This window comes from Mycobacterium lentiflavum, from assembly GCF_022374895.2.
GTDB lineage: Bacteria > Actinomycetota > Actinomycetes > Mycobacteriales > Mycobacteriaceae > Mycobacterium > Mycobacterium lentiflavum.
The window spans coordinates 3,819,128-3,832,780 of sequence record NZ_CP092423.2 but is presented as its reverse complement, the minus strand read 5'-3'; the positions used below and the strand labels follow the sequence as shown (position 1 = coordinate 3,832,780).

General features: G+C 64.3%; 12 protein-coding genes. 6 read left to right on the top strand and 6 right to left on the bottom strand.

Annotated elements, in window-relative coordinates; all coding sequences use genetic code 11:
• Positions 1 to 24 precede the first annotated feature (24 nt).
• Positions 25 to 1,296: a sensor histidine kinase gene (locus tag MJO58_RS17975; protein ID WP_239720306.1), complete on the bottom strand. Its 1,272-nt coding sequence runs from the start codon at positions 1,294 to 1,296 to the stop codon at positions 25 to 27.
• Between the two features lie 530 nt (positions 1,297 to 1,826).
• Between MJO58_RS17975 and MJO58_RS17970 the strand changes: the two genes are divergently transcribed.
• Together MJO58_RS17970 and pstS are read left to right on the top strand one after the other, a co-directional pair.
• Positions 1,827 to 2,357 (top strand): hypothetical protein, encoded by a 531-nt coding sequence (locus MJO58_RS17970; RefSeq protein ID WP_350355924.1) that lies wholly within the window; start codon positions 1,827 to 1,829, stop codon positions 2,355 to 2,357.
• Between the two features lie 209 nt (positions 2,358 to 2,566).
• Complete coding sequence (gene pstS / locus MJO58_RS17965; RefSeq protein WP_090603781.1) at positions 2,567 to 3,676, top strand: phosphate ABC transporter substrate-binding protein PstS; 1,110 nt, start codon at positions 2,567 to 2,569, stop codon at positions 3,674 to 3,676.
• Positions 3,677 to 3,713: 37 nt separating this feature from the next.
• Here the strand turns inward: pstS and MJO58_RS17960 are convergent, their stop codons facing one another.
• From MJO58_RS17960 to MJO58_RS17945, 4 genes are all read right to left on the bottom strand, one after another.
• Complete coding sequence (locus MJO58_RS17960; RefSeq protein ID WP_350355898.1) at positions 3,714 to 4,463, bottom strand: esterase; 750 nt, start codon at positions 4,461 to 4,463, stop codon at positions 3,714 to 3,716.
• A gap of 5 nt (positions 4,464 to 4,468) precedes the next feature.
• Positions 4,469 to 4,624, bottom strand: a complete 156-nt coding sequence (locus MJO58_RS17955) for a hypothetical protein (RefSeq protein ID WP_239720300.1) — start codon at positions 4,622 to 4,624, stop codon at positions 4,469 to 4,471.
• Positions 4,624 to 5,505, bottom strand: coding sequence for an NHL repeat-containing protein (locus MJO58_RS28965; RefSeq protein ID WP_434086379.1), 882 nt, complete (start codon positions 5,503 to 5,505; stop codon positions 4,624 to 4,626). The genes MJO58_RS17955 and MJO58_RS28965 overlap by 1 nt, the downstream gene beginning before the upstream one ends.
• A gap of 564 nt (positions 5,506 to 6,069) precedes the next feature.
• Positions 6,070 to 7,329 (bottom strand): TolB-like translocation protein, encoded by a 1,260-nt coding sequence (locus tag MJO58_RS17945; protein ID WP_239720295.1) that lies wholly within the window; start codon positions 7,327 to 7,329, stop codon positions 6,070 to 6,072.
• A 230-nt stretch (positions 7,330 to 7,559) separates the two neighbouring features.
• On the opposite strand from MJO58_RS17945, the gene MJO58_RS17940 reads away from it, so the two are divergent.
• The 3 genes from MJO58_RS17940 (at position 7,560) to MJO58_RS17930 (ending at position 11,556) form a co-directional block, all read left to right on the top strand.
• A complete protein-coding gene (locus MJO58_RS17940; protein WP_239720292.1) occupies positions 7,560 to 8,969 on the top strand; it encodes a serine/threonine-protein kinase in 1,410 nt (469 codons plus the stop codon).
• A 6-nt stretch (positions 8,970 to 8,975) separates the two neighbouring features.
• Positions 8,976 to 10,109: a BTAD domain-containing putative transcriptional regulator gene (locus MJO58_RS17935; protein WP_239720291.1), complete on the top strand. Its 1,134-nt coding sequence runs from the start codon at positions 8,976 to 8,978 to the stop codon at positions 10,107 to 10,109.
• A 133-nt stretch (positions 10,110 to 10,242) separates the two neighbouring features.
• Positions 10,243 to 11,556, top strand: a complete 1,314-nt coding sequence (locus MJO58_RS17930) for an NtaA/DmoA family FMN-dependent monooxygenase (protein WP_239720288.1) — start codon at positions 10,243 to 10,245, stop codon at positions 11,554 to 11,556.
• A gap of 8 nt (positions 11,557 to 11,564) precedes the next feature.
• Here MJO58_RS17930 and MJO58_RS17925 read toward each other — a convergent pair whose 3' ends face one another.
• On the bottom strand, positions 11,565 to 12,491 hold the full coding sequence (locus MJO58_RS17925; RefSeq protein WP_175364458.1) for a class I SAM-dependent methyltransferase: 927 nt from the start codon (positions 12,489 to 12,491) through the stop codon (positions 11,565 to 11,567).
• A gap of 459 nt (positions 12,492 to 12,950) precedes the next feature.
• On the opposite strand from MJO58_RS17925, the gene MJO58_RS17920 reads away from it, so the two are divergent.
• On the top strand, positions 12,951 to 13,601 hold the full coding sequence (locus tag MJO58_RS17920) for an HAD-IA family hydrolase (protein WP_239720284.1): 651 nt from the start codon (positions 12,951 to 12,953) through the stop codon (positions 13,599 to 13,601).
• Positions 13,602 to 13,653: the final 52 nt, after the last annotated feature.

The window sequence follows — 13,653 nt, the reverse complement described above, 5'->3', positions numbered from 1 at the left end:
CGTGGTCCATCAACCATCGGACGATCAGGCGGCGGTGAGATGCCGTGCCGGCCGTAGCGGTATGGAGATGGCGAGTTCGGTTCCGGGAGATGTCGAGCGCACGTCGAACTGTCCGCCGGAGGCGAGCACCCGCGCGCGCATCGATGTCATTCCGATGTGACCCTCGTCGGCCTTTCGCGCGATAGCCGCCTCCGAGATGCCCACTCCGTCATCGGCAACACGCAGCGAGGCCAACCCGTCGCTGTGTTGTAAATCGATCCAAATCTTGTGCGCCCGTGCATGTTTGATGACATTGTTCGACGCCTCACGCGCAGCGTTGTATGGCACGTCATCCGCGTCGGTGCGCAGGCCATCGGGCCAACTGGCCGCGTCGAAATCGACGGTGAGCCCGGCCCGGGAACCAAGACTTTCGGCGAGGGCGGACAGCGCTGATTTCAATCCCATCCGCACCAGCACGTCTGGATGCAGTTCACGGACCACGTCGCGCAGCAGCCCCGAACACTCGGCGAGCGCGGACGCCACCCGGTCCGCGGCATCGGCCGAGCCTTCTCGCACATCCTCGATGTCTTGGCGCGCAACCAAGATGTATTGCAGGGCGCCATCGTGCAGACGTTCTGAAATTGCTTGCCGCTCATGCCTTTCCACTTCCAGCAATTCTTCCAACAGCTGGCGCCGTTGCCGCGCCAAGTCCGCGATCATGTCTACTCTGGACCGCTGGATGAACGACAGGACCACCGACCCGCCGGCCAGCGCGGCCAAGACGAACGAGCTCAGCAGGATCGACGCCCACGGCTCCTGGTTGGCCGACCTGGTGATCCAGCACGTCAAAACGAATACGGACAGAGTCGGAATCGCCACCGCCGCACTGATCTTGGGATCCAGCTGCGCAGCCGCGATCAACGGAATCAGGAAGAAGCCATTCCTCATCACGTCCGATGTCCAGTCCTGCGGGGACGTCACGCCGGCGAGTATCGACAAGACAGAAACCATCGTGACGTCGGCGGTCAGCATCAGCAGCGGTACCAGCGTCCGGGTGGATGCCGTCGTCGGCGCCCGATGCCGCAGCGTCCACGCAGTCCAGCATCCGAGGACGACCACATATACCAGCGGGATGGTCACACAGACCCACTCGTAATGGTCCGGCGGCTCCAGCAACAACGTCGCAACGACCAAGACGATCAGCACCGAGCGCAATCCAAACTGCAGCAAAGTGCCTAGCCACAACGTTCGCCCGACGTCCGGTACAACCTGCTGCGCGCGCAGATCGACCACACGCTGATGATCATCCCCGGGCATGGGCGGCTCCTGTCGTCTCGCGATGGCGAGATCATAACCGCCGATTACCGGCAACAATGGAGGCTGCGGCAAACGGATTGGACGCTGGCCAAGGCGTCAGCGCGGTGTGGGCCGGAAGGCTAAGGCTTCGGGGCAGCAGGCGCAGCTGCAACGCCACGCATGCAATCCTGAAACTCAGGACTAGCCGGCGCGAAGTCGAAGCCGCAGTTGCACTCATGGGCTTGCTGGGGTTTGGGAAGAGAATCGCAATACGGGGTGCCGGCCGAGGCCGGTGCTGCCGTCCACATAACACCGGCGGTCAAGGCTGCCGACGCGGCGCCGAGGGTGGCCATCAATAGTGACGTCTTCATGCTGGATTCCTTTTCGTCGAAGACGACGGCACTGCCGCCCCGGGTCTCAGCGATGACTACATCTGCAGCACCGCGCTAGCCGAATAGTAGGGTCCGCAGCGCTTGCTCGCGATTCGAAAAGCGTGCCGGCAGCGTTTCCCGAAAGCGCGTTATCGTCTGCAGGTGCCCATATCTGCTCCCATAAGCGCAACGCTTGCGACATTGCTGGCGATAACCGCGTGCGCGACAGCGCCCACCGGCAACGCCGACCCGACGACCCAGCAGTCGCCGTTCCCCACCGGGAAGTCCGGCGCGACCATCCATGTCACGGAGTACAGCACCGCGACCGCCGACGTCACGCTGAACAACGCGACCTGGGTCTCGTCGGGCTGCATCAGCGGCGGTGGGGGCGGCTGCAACGTCATCGAGCTCACCATCGTCGGCAAGTCCGACACGCCATTTAGCTATAGCGAGAGGTCCATAACAGCCGCCTCCACTCCGTGGCGGCAAGACCCATACCGGGATATCCAGGGCGGCTCATCCATGGTCGATTACCAGACGATTGGCAAGACGCCGCCGCTGCGCTCGGGCACCGTCGCCAACGGCCAAACCGCGCACGGATTCATCGCCTACGACAGCAACGTGAAACAAGGCGATTTTTATATCGAGTTCAACGATCCCAACGCCCCGGCGGCACCGACCCCACTGGCTGGCTGGAAGGCACACACCTAGCGTCAACACCCGCGCACTCCCCACCAGCGGCGGTATTGGTGGAAGTGTTGACGCACATACAAATTGGCTCCCGCCGACCCACGCCAGATCACACGTCAAGAGACCAATTGTCGCATTCCTGCTACCCGAGCATGAACCACGCGATAGTGTTCCGACGCTCGTTGCGATCGGCGACGGTTGCACACCGGGGAAGCAAAAGGGGAGGCCGGATGAAGTTTCGTGTGCTTATTGCGGCGGCGGTGATGCTGCTCCCGGCGGCATGCGGTTCGAATTCGACAGGCGGCAGCACCGGGGCCACCTCCAGCAATCTCGGCACCGCGCCCCCGACGTCCGAAGTGACCTTGTCGGAGACCGGTTCCAACAATCTGTACCCGCTGATGAGCTCGTGGGCCGGGGTCTTTCACTCGAAATACCCCAACGTCACGATCAATACCGACAGCGCCCTATCCGGCGTCGGGATCGCCCAAGCCGCTGCCGGCGCGGTGAACATCGGCGCCTCGGACGCCTATTTGTCCGATGCTGACATCGCCGCGCACCAGGGCCTGATGAACATCGCGATGGCGGTTTCCTCCGTGCACGTGAACTACAACCTGCCCGGTGTCACCAAGCACCTCAAGCTCAACGGCAAAGTACTGGCAGCCATGTACCAGGGAACAATCAAATCCTGGAACGACCCGCAGATTGCCGCGATCAACCCCGAGGTGAAACTGCCGGCCATCCCGGTAGTCCCGCTCCACCGCTCCGACGGTCAAAGCAGCGACACTTTCCTCTTCACCCAGTACTTGGCTAGGCAAGACCCCGACGGCTGGGGTAAGTCGCCCGGCTTCGGCACCACCGTCAACTTTCCCACGGTGTCGAACGCGGTAGGCGCCGCGGGCCAATCAGGCATGTTGGGTAACTGTGTAAAGTCTCCCGGCTGCGTGGCCTACATCGGCACCCGGTTCTACGACGACGCCATGGAGAAGGGGCTCGGCGACGCTCAGTTGGGCAATGCCTCAGGCAATTTCGTGCTGGCCAGCCCCCAGAGCGTTGACACCGAAGCGTCGGGCTTCGTCTCGCAGACACCGGCCAACGAGGTGATCTCACTGGTCAACGGACCCGCTCCGGACGGATACCCGATCGTCGGTTACGAATACGCGGTGGTCTACAGCAAGCAGAAGGATCCCGCCGTCGCGCAGACGATCCGGGCTTTCCTGCACTGGGCGGTCACCGCAGGCAGCTCGCCAAGGTACCTGCGCAGGCCACACCTTTACGCTCAGCCGCTGCCGGGAGCCGTGGTGAAGCTGTCTGACGCCCAGATCGCCACCATCACCAGCTAGCCGGCGGACCCCGACGAAGCACTGCTTTCCCGTTGGATTAGGCAAGTAGCGGCGCCAGTTCGGACCGGGGCACTGTGATTTTGTGCGGCCCGGCGTTGTCCTGCACCACTTGGTCTTGGCCGAAGAAGAAGATCACCGCTTCGTTCGTCATGGCGAAGTTTTGGTACGTCGTGTCGTCGAGATCGGCTGTCGGCGCATTGAATTGGCGCGCCACGATCGGGTTGAGCACTTCCAGCGGTTTCGTCCCGGGCTTGAACAGCGTGTCGAAGGTGATCGGGACGCGCCTGCCGACGTCGAAGTTGAACGATCGGAATGTGGTGTTGGGGTGGCCTTCATGGGCGAAACCGGTGTCGTTGTCGATTTTGAGCACCAGGCTTTGGGTGCCTGAGTCCGCCGGCCCGGAACGGAATGTCATGGCGGTGACGCGGTACTCGTACGGCCGGCCACGCCTATCCGAGGGCCCGAATTTAGCAACCCAGTCGAGGAATTCATCGCGGTTACGCTTCAGGAAGTCGGTCACCGGCGATATGTCCGGGTAGTCGATAGGGAAACTCATCTCGATCGTGTAGTCCGACGTCGCACCATGAACATGGCAACTCCGGTCGGCACCAATGGTTCCGTGCAACTCTGAGCACGCCGATTGCCCTTGCACTACAACCGATGTGGTCGCCGTCGCAGACGATGCCGTCGATGTGGTCTGTTGCGGGCCATGGGACGTGTCGCACCCCGCCGCACTCGCGATCACGGTCGCGGCCACAACCGCGTTCAGCGCGCCCCGATACGACATCGCCATCATCGCAGTTCGAGGATGCGGAAGTGCAGGCCGTCGTTCAGGTACACGCTGCCCGTGGCGTCCACGGCCACGCCGGGACCGGTGGTGGAACACCCCACCGTCGACGCCGCCGCGGCGATTCCGACCGTCATGGTCAGGGCGACAAGGCCACGCATCAGCCCACCGCCAACTTCACGACCTGGCCAAAGCCGCTACGGTCGAGGACGTACACGTTGCCGGTACCATCTACCGCCACCGCGGTCGGCCCGTTGAGACCGGTGAACGGCAACTCGGTCCCGTCCTTGGAGCCGGCCGGGAATTTCAGCACTCGCTTGTTCTCGCTGTCGCAGAGGTACACGGCGCCGGCGGGGTCCACCGCGATGGAGCCGCCATGACTGCCGACCGATAACACGGTCTGGACGTCAGAGCCGCTCGCCAGCGTGAGAATCCGCTTGTTGCTGGGGTCGAAGACGAAAACGTTGCCCGCGCCGTCCACTGCCAAACCGCCGGGCCACCGCAGGCCCGTGAACGGCAGCACGGTCTGCTCGTGGGATCCGCTCGCCAGCTTGATGACTCGCACCTTGTTGTCGGTGACGTAGACATTGCCGTGGCCGTCCACCGCGACATCGCCGGGACTGTCCAGCCCCGTGAATGGCAGCACCGTCTGTTGGTTGGATCCGGCCAGCAGCTCCAGCACCCGGTTGTTGGCCGCGTCGGCGACGAACACATCGCCGGCGCCGTCCACCGCCACGCCGCCGGGTTTCGCAAGACCGGCGAACGGCAACACCATCGGTCCGCTCGCCCCAGCCGCTAACTTCAGCACGCGGTCGTTCCATGAGTCGGTGACGTAGACGTTGCCCTGCCCGTCCACCGCGATGTCGCGCGGATAGGTGACACCGGGGAAGGGCAGCAGTGTTTGTCTGCCCGCCGGTATGGGGGCACTCGACGGCGTCGTCGACTCCTTCAAGACGGTGAAGGGCAGGCTCGCTTTACCGATCTGGACAAGGGGATCCGGCGTGACCACCGTTGCTTCCACGCCGCCCTTGCCCGCGGTCATCGAATGGTCGAGGGCAACGCGGTAGCGCAGCGTGACGGCCTTGCCCTTCGGTAAAGCCTGGACATTCGCGAAGGTGCCGAGGTAATCCATGCCCGTTCCGATGACCGGATAGTCCATCTCGATCCAGCCCCCAGTCGCAGGGTCAAAGCGCTCGACGGTGCCGTCGGGGAGCCCCATCGGGTTGGTCGCGCAGCTGCAGCGCTCGAGCACCAGCACGACGCCGACCTTCGGGTAGTCGACCGCCGAGTTATTGCACAGTGTCACGTCGACCTCCGCCGGCACGCCGCCCGGCTTGACGATGCCCGACGTGATGCCGGTCAGTGCGACGGAAATTCGGCCCACCGCCGGCACCGGTCGCATGGGTTCGGCGCTCGGCATCGGCACCGACGACGGGTTGACCTCGCAACTGCTGGGCTGACCGGTCGTCGGTGCACTCGAAATCGACTGCGGCGCAGTGCTCGTCGAGCATGCGGCGAGGAGGGCGACGGCTGCGATCGTCGCCGCGGTGATCCAGACGATCCACCATTGGTGGAGAACAGTTTTCGTCATGTCGGTGTCCGTCCACTACCTCTGGCCCGGGTAGGGCACTGCGCTGACGACTCCGCCGCCGTTGACGGTCGGCCCGAGCAGCACCGTCGAGGTGCCGGCCGTGGGGTTGTAGTCGATCAGTGACTGGCCGCTCCCGCAGCCGGCTCGGGCTTGGAGATCGAGGTCACCGCCGTTGACGCCGACGACGACGACGCTGCCGCTTTTCACGTCAGGCACCGCCACCGGTGAGGTCGTGCCGTCGTCGTTGAGCTTGGCGACGTACACGACGCCGCACGCGCCGGCGGCCTGCAGGAAGGTTCCTGCCGGAAGCTGCCACGCGTTCAAGTCACCGTAGTCAGGGCCGTGGCCGTCGTTGGGCGCGGTGAGCGCGGTCGGTGTCTGGCCGTCGATGGGGACCAGCCACAGCTGTGACCCCTTGGAACTACCGCAGCGGGTGAGGGCGATCTTCGAGTCCGGGTCCCACCACCGCATCGGTGTGCAGTCCTTCTGGCCGGCGAGCGGCAAAGCGTTGCCGGGGGTCCCGTCGTTGCTCATCAGGGTGAGACCGGACTTCGTGCCCAGCACCAACTGGGTGCCGTCCCGGGTGGACAGAAAACCCTGGACGTGTTGGTCCACCGGATATGTCAGCTGGTGGCTGCCCGCGAGGTCGACGCGTTCGAGCGATTCGGGCTCCGAGGCGTTCCACCTGTCCAGCAGGATTGCCTTGCCGTCGGGGCGCGTATAGCTCGCGGCGACGTTGTTGCCTTCGACGGTGAACGTCTTCTTGGCGCCGGTGCGCAGGTCGACTTCGGTGATCGCCCGGTGGCTTTTCTCGCCGGTGACGAACAGGGCGCGGGTGCCGTCGCCCGACCAGTCGACCAACTTCGGGCTCGAACCCTCACCCGGCGGCGGGAAGGTAGTGATCGGGTAGCGGCCACCCGCGGGATCGACCAGGTACAACGTCGTGCTGGCCGTCTGCCAGGTCGGTGAACCGGGCGGTGGCATTTCCCCGGGGTGCAAGCCTGGAACCGGGCTCCACATCGCGAGCATCCACCCCGGACCCACCTGCGACCAGGGAACGGTCTCGAGAGGGGCCTCGATGCCGTGGGCGGCCATTGCCGGCGCGGGCTCGGCATGTGCGGTCGGCGACGGGGCGATCCCCGCCGCGAGCGTCGTCATTGCCGTCAGCGCGAGCGTCGTCATCTCCATCCGTCGCCTAAACCCGCTGCGCGAACGGGCGTTACGCGGGGCGCCGTTTCGCGGCGCGGGGTGTGCGTGATGCGATGTCGTGATCATATTGGTGTCCTTAAAATCGTGGCCGGATCTGGGCTCCGGTGGGCGGGTTATTTGCCAGCGGGCTGCGGTGCCCGGTCACCTAGACGCTGCGCCGGATGCCTTGCGCGTTTCTTGCGTTGGGCTTGTGTCGGGGCGTCGACCCGCAGCCCAGGCTTGCGCAGCAAATGGGTGCATTGGCGGGCCGTGAGCGAGATACTGCGTCGGTATCCGAAGGAATCAAGGGGATAGCCGTGGACTCGCGCGTCGGTATGACGTTCGGCAAATACAACCTCACGCGCCTGCTCGGCAAGGGCGGGGGCGGGGCGGTCTACGAAGCCCTCGACACCGGCAAGCAGCGAACGGTCGCGGTCAAGATCCTGGCCGACGAGCTTTCGACCAATCCCACATTTCGCACCCGATTTCAGCGAGAGTCGCAGGCAGCGGCGATTCTGCAGGAACCACACGTCATTCCGATCCACGACTGGGGCGAGATCGACGGCAGTCTCTATATCGAGATGCGCTTGGTACAGGGACAGACGCTGCTCGACTTGATCGCGAACGGCCCGCTGGCTCCCTTACGCGCGGTGGCCATCATCAGTCAGGTCGCTGCCGCTCTGGATGCGGCCCACGCCGAGGGATTGATCCATCGAGACGTCAAGCCGCAGAACATCATCGTCACCCCCGCCGATTTCGTGTATCTCGTCGACTTCGGAATCGCCGAGGGCAGGGGCGATCCGCGGTTGACGACGGTCGGGACGCAGATCGGCACCTTGAATTACATGGCGCCCGAACGGTTCCGCGACGCGATAGCCACGCCCGCGGTCGACGTCTATTCATTGGCATGCGTGTTGTACGAGGCGCTCACGGCCGACGCCCCGTTTGCCGGTGACAGCATTGAGCATCTGGTGGCGGCCCACCTTGCTTTGCCACCGCCACGGCCGAGCGCGGCGAATCCGCGGGTTCCGGTCGCGCTGGACGACGTCATCGCCCGCGGGATGGCCAAACACCCCGAAGACCGCTACGGGACGGCGGGCGCTCTGGCCCGGGCGGCGCAGCGCGCGTTGGGAAGTGGAGACGACCTGACCGACGTCATGGCGTCGGCGGTCGGCGCATTGGTAGAAGACACTCGGCCGATTGCCGCGGACGTCCCGTCAATGCATGTGGGGCCGCGCGACCCGAATCCAGGCAAGCGTCGGTGGGTGCTGCCCGCCGTGATCGCGGCCACGGCGGCTCTGGTGCTCGGGGGCATCGCCTTGGACATCGGCCTGTTCGCGCGAGGGCCGGCCGCGCAGCGGGACACGCCGGCCGCACGTGCCGCGCAGCCCCCATTGGTGACCGGTCCCGACCTGAGCACCCTGCATCAGTCCTGCGATCAGGGCTTCTCCTTGCCGAACGCCACGGGCTTTGGCAGCCGAGCCGGCCGTGGGACACCCGAGACCTCATGTCTTTTCGCCAACAGCGTGCTGACCACCTACTGGGCTGAATACGGCAACGCCAGCCCGCTACCACGGGCCGTGTCGGCGCCCGGTGCCGTTGACTGCAAGTCCGTCCCCGGCGCGCTGTGCAACGGCTCCAACTTCCTGATGCACTGCCAGCAACAGCCGGGGGACAGCTGGATCACCTGTATCGGCGGAAGCAGCGCGCGTGTGTACCTGTGGTGAGTGCTGATGAACCACGGTGCGCTCCGGTTTGGGCTCTTGGGGCCGTTGCAGGTGGGCGCCGACGGTACCGATCTGCCGCTGGGCCCGGCAAAACAGCGTGCGGTGTTGGCCGTGTTGCTGATCAACCGAAACCGCACCGTTGCGATTGACTCGTTGATCGACGCTGCGTGGCAACAAGACCCGCCGCCCGAGGCTCGAGCGAGCCTGCATGCACACGTCTCCAGGATCCGCCGGTTGATAGGCAGCGCCGGCGTGGATCCCGCCGCGATCCTGACCAGTGCCCAGCCGGGGTATCGGTTGGAAGTATCTGAAAAGGATTGCGATTTCGGACGTTTCGCCATCGAACAAAAAGCAGGAATCGAGGACGCGGCCGCCGGCCGGTTCGAACAGGCCAGCGTCCACTTGTCGGCAGCCCTGGCCGAGTGGCGCGGGCCCGTGCTCGAGGATTTGCGCGACTTTCAATTCGTGGAGGCCTTCGCCGCGGCACTGGCGGAGGACAAGCTGGTGGCACTGACCGCCCGGGCGGAATCCGAAATAGCCTGCGGACGAACGTATTCCGTAATCGGAGAACTCGAAGCTCTGGTGGCCGAGCATCCGTACCGAGAACCGCTGTGGGCACAGTTGATGACCGCCTACTACCGGGCGGAACGCCAATACGATGCGCTCGGCGCCTACGGTCGGCTGAAGGCCGCGCTCGCCGACGATTTGGGGATCGACCCCGGCCCCGCATTGCAACGCCTTCATCAGCGGATCCTTCGCCAAGAGCCGCTAGACGTTCAACAGGCAGCGCGCGCAACGGCCAAACGTGCTGCCGCGACTCGGCGCCGGCTGACCGACGTTGAGCAGGGGTCGGTCGTCGCACACCTACGCGACGCCCGCGGAAATCGTCATCCGCTGCGAGGAACGGTCACCCGGATCGGCCGCCTGCCCGATAACGAGATCGTCATCGACGATGACACCGTCAGCCGCTACCACGCGGTAATCGTCGACACCGGCAACAGCTTTGTCATCACCGATCTCCGGTCAGCAAACGGGATCGACGTCGCGGATCAGCGCGTTCGCGCCAGCGCGACGCTGGCCGATGGTGATCGCATCTGCATCTGCGGGCACGAATTCGTCTTCGAAATGTGTGGAAGTTGATGACGAAGGACTATTTCAACCTCAGACCACGTTCCCCCATCAGAATGCCGAGGGCTGTCGCCATGTCCGGATGAACTGACATTGCCACGACGTCTCCCTCGTCGGCATTCACGCGCACGGAGGAGTCGAACCTATGAACACGCGGCCTTTGCACTTCAACGCTTTCATCTGGCCGAACGGCTACCACGAGGCCGCGTGGCGCGTCGTCGACGGCGATGTGCGCAATGTCCTGGGCCTGTCCTATTACACGGACATCGCGCGGATCGCTGAACGCGGATTGATGGACTCGATCTTTTTGGCCGACAACCTCGCCATCGCCGAATATCGCGCCACGTACCTGCCCCAGACGCAGTTCGACCCGATATCGGTGCTCTCGGCGCAGGCGGCGGTCACCGACCGCATCGGGCTGATCGGGACGGGCTCGACGACCTACAGCAAGCCGTGGGAGCTGGCCCGACGATTCGCGACGCTGGATCACCTCAGCGGCGGCCGCGCCGGCTGGAATATCGTCACCACGGTCACGCCGCTGGCCGCGGCCGCGTTCGGCGAGCGGTTCCACCCCGAGCACGCCGACCGCTACGCGCAGGCCCACGAATTCGTCGACGCCGTCACCCAGGTATGGGACAGCTGGGAGGACGATGCGGTCATCGGAGACCGCGAACGCGGCGTGTGGGCAGACCGCGCGAAGTTGCACGCACCGCGCTTCCACGGCGAGTACTTCGACGTCGAAGGCGTCCAGCCGTTTCCGCGTAGCCCACAGGGGCACCCAGTGCTCGTCCAAGCCGGACAGTCTGTGGCGGGCGTCGGGCTTGCCGCGCGATACGCCGAGGTGGTTTTCTCCGGACCTCCCTCGCTCGAGGCGGCAGTGGCCTTCCGGGCCAACCTTCACGAGCAGGCCGCGGCCATCGGCCGAAAACCCGATCAGGTGCTGGTGTTGCCCGCGTTGATGATCACGCTCGGCGGCACCGAGGCTGAAGCCCGGGCCCGGGCACAGCGCCTCGAAGACCTGGAGAACCCTGAGTTTCGTTGGCAGAACACTCTTTACACGGCGGGGCTCGACCCCGACGGCTTCGACCCCGACGCGGCGCTGCCCGCCGAACTTTGGACGGAGCGGTCGGCGCCATCAAGCCGGGCCGAGCAGCTCTTTGCGGCTTCGCGTGCGCGGCCCCAGGCTTCCTTACGGGAGATCGCCCAGGAGGTTACTGGCGGGCTGGCGGGGCAGACGCATTTCATCGGCACGCCCGAGCAGCTGGCCGATCACGTGATTGCGTGGCAGGACGCCGGCGCGGTCGACGGCTTCACGATTATGGGATCGACATTGCCGCACGAGCTCACCACGTTCGTCGAGCATGTGGTGCCCATCCTGCAGCGGCGCGGCCGATTCCGCACCGAGTACGCCGGGCCCACCTTGCGCGATCATCTCGGGCTCGAGCGGCCGGCCAAATAGCCTGTTCCTTACACTTCCTCGCGATCAACGACGAAGCGAACCTGGCAGCATTTGTGAATGTTGCCGGGGCGGAAGCCCACGATTTCGGTGTCTACGGTCCGGAAGCCAAGGCTACTAAATATCGAATGCCATTCGCTGACCCGCTTGAACTGAAAGCCGAAATTCATATCGACGAGGCCCTGGGCAACGGCATTGCCGAAGAAATCAATCAGCATGAGCGCCCGGAATTGATCACTGTCATTCAGTTTGTTGAATTCAGCCAATTCAGCCTGTTTTCTTAAAGCTCCGAGGCGCGCTGGGCGGACGGCGTAAGTGTCCTCCTCGATGATCAACCGCCGTGCAACACGCCGCAAATTCATCAGCAGCGGAAGCAGGTCGGGCTCGTCAACGTGATGGAGCACCGTTTTGACAATCGCACTGTCGAACGAGTCGTCCGGGTAGGGGACGTCAACAGGTGACGCCATCTGCCGGAAGGGTAGGACACCAGCCTCCTCGCCGCGGTAGTCCATGACGTCGGTCGTGTAGCAGTCAAAGCCGGCACGGGCGATCAGTGCCGCTAAATGACCTCGGCCACAGCCAAAGTCGAGCACGGTGCTGCCTTTGATGGCGTCCGCGAGATGATTGAAATCCTGTATCGGCTTGCGTAGTGACTTGTACCTCGAGTAGCCCTCGCTGAACCATGACCCGGATCCCTGGGGTGTGAAGAACTGCTCATGCACCTCTGCGCATACCTGGTATAAATCATGTCCGTCGCTTGCTCCCAGCAGATACTTCCACGCGTTCTCCAGGAGGGCACTCACCTCGCTGACGTGGTCCGGGAAGTGAGATTTGTAACTTTTTTCGAACAGTGACGTGGTGAAATCCAGTGCTGCTGTTCCGTGCTGCAAAGTCTCGTGAATCAACTCGTATTGAGCTTGTTTGGTGGCTGTTGGCACCAAGAAATCCTTTCGTCGCCCACGCTGAAAATGCCTGACGCTGCGTCGTTGGGTAGCGGCAGGCAGAGGGCCAAGCGGTTGATTGAACGTATGATATCAGGGCAACGCGAATGGCACGTATTAGGACAAAAGTAGCGGAATTTCCTTTGACGCACCTTTACAAAAGGGAGTAACTCGCGTATTAGCAACGTTGACCAACCCCGCGGGATGGCGCCTCCCGTTCGCCTCGACGCCGTCTCGAAGAACCGGGTTGACGTGCGGGTATCGGGCAGAACGGTCGATTGATGCCGGCCTGGACATCGCCCGTCGCCATCGTCGATGGCAAACCCAGGCCGACCGCATCCGCCCTCGAGCCTCTGGTCGCCGGGTCCGACGACGGGTGAAAGACCCGCTGACCGCGCCTGTTCCGTACGACACACCGACGGCTGCACGGGCGCTACCGCATTAGGGTTGCAGTCGATGGCGGTTCTGCGCGGCAAGAGAGTCCTGTTCGACATCGATGGCACCTTGGTTGATTCAACCGCCACAGTCGAACGCTCCTGGGGCACCTGGGCCGACGAATACGGCGTCGCCTATGACGAGGTTCTCAAGGTCTGTCACGGCAGGCGAACCGAAGACACTGTCGCGCACTTCGTCGCACCGCAGCAGCGATCCGCAGCGACAGCGCGACTGCTCGCGCTGCAAGCGTCGGCGGATCTCGATGGTGTCGTCGCGCTACCGGGAGCCCACCGCGTGCTCGATGCCCTACCGCATGGTCACTGGGCGGCGGTGACCTCCGGGCCCCGTTCGTTGATGGCGGCTCGACTCGCGGCCGCGCGGCTCCCAGCGCCGATGTTGCTGATCGGCGCGGAAGACGTGTCAATCGGCAAGCCCGACCCCGAGAGCTACCTGAAGGCGGCCGCTGCGCTGGGCTTCGAGGCACACGAGTGTCTGGTAGTGGAGGATGCGCCCGCGGGCGTCGGTGCCGGCCGAGCCGCAGGGGCGCAAGTGCTAGCCGTCACGACGACTCACGGCGCGGCCGAACTCGCCGACGCCGACGCCGTCGTCACCGATCTCTCCTGCGTCAGTGTCGAAGTCACTGACAGCGGTGTCGCCTTGCTGATCGCGTAAAGCGTTTCACGGCATGCCATTTGACCTTGCGAATCACGCGTAACGCTTGCTT

Excerpts from the sequence above, each read along its gene's own strand:
- MJO58_RS17960 (WP_350355898.1), bottom strand. The coding sequence starts at position 4,463 with ATGTCGTATCGGGGCGCGCTGAACGCGGTTGTGGCCGCGACCGTGATC.
- MJO58_RS17935 (WP_239720291.1), top strand. The coding sequence starts at position 8,976 with ATGAACCACGGTGCGCTCCGGTTTGGGCTCTTGGGGCCGTTGCAGGTG.
- MJO58_RS17955 (WP_239720300.1), bottom strand. The coding sequence starts at position 4,624 with ATGCGTGGCCTTGTCGCCCTGACCATGACGGTCGGAATCGCCGCGGCG.
- MJO58_RS17930 (WP_239720288.1), top strand. The coding sequence starts at position 10,243 with ATGAACACGCGGCCTTTGCACTTCAACGCTTTCATCTGGCCGAACGGC.
- MJO58_RS17975 (WP_239720306.1), bottom strand. The coding sequence starts at position 1,296 with ATGCCCGGGGATGATCATCAGCGTGTGGTCGATCTGCGCGCGCAGCAG.
- MJO58_RS17945 (WP_239720295.1), bottom strand. The coding sequence starts at position 7,329 with ATGATCACGACATCGCATCACGCACACCCCGCGCCGCGAAACGGCGCC.
- MJO58_RS17920 (WP_239720284.1), top strand. The coding sequence starts at position 12,951 with ATGGCGGTTCTGCGCGGCAAGAGAGTCCTGTTCGACATCGATGGCACC.
- pstS (WP_090603781.1), top strand. The coding sequence starts at position 2,567 with ATGAAGTTTCGTGTGCTTATTGCGGCGGCGGTGATGCTGCTCCCGGCG.
- MJO58_RS28965 (WP_434086379.1), bottom strand. The coding sequence starts at position 5,505 with ATGACCGCGGGCAAGGGCGGCGTGGAAGCAACGGTGGTCACGCCGGAT.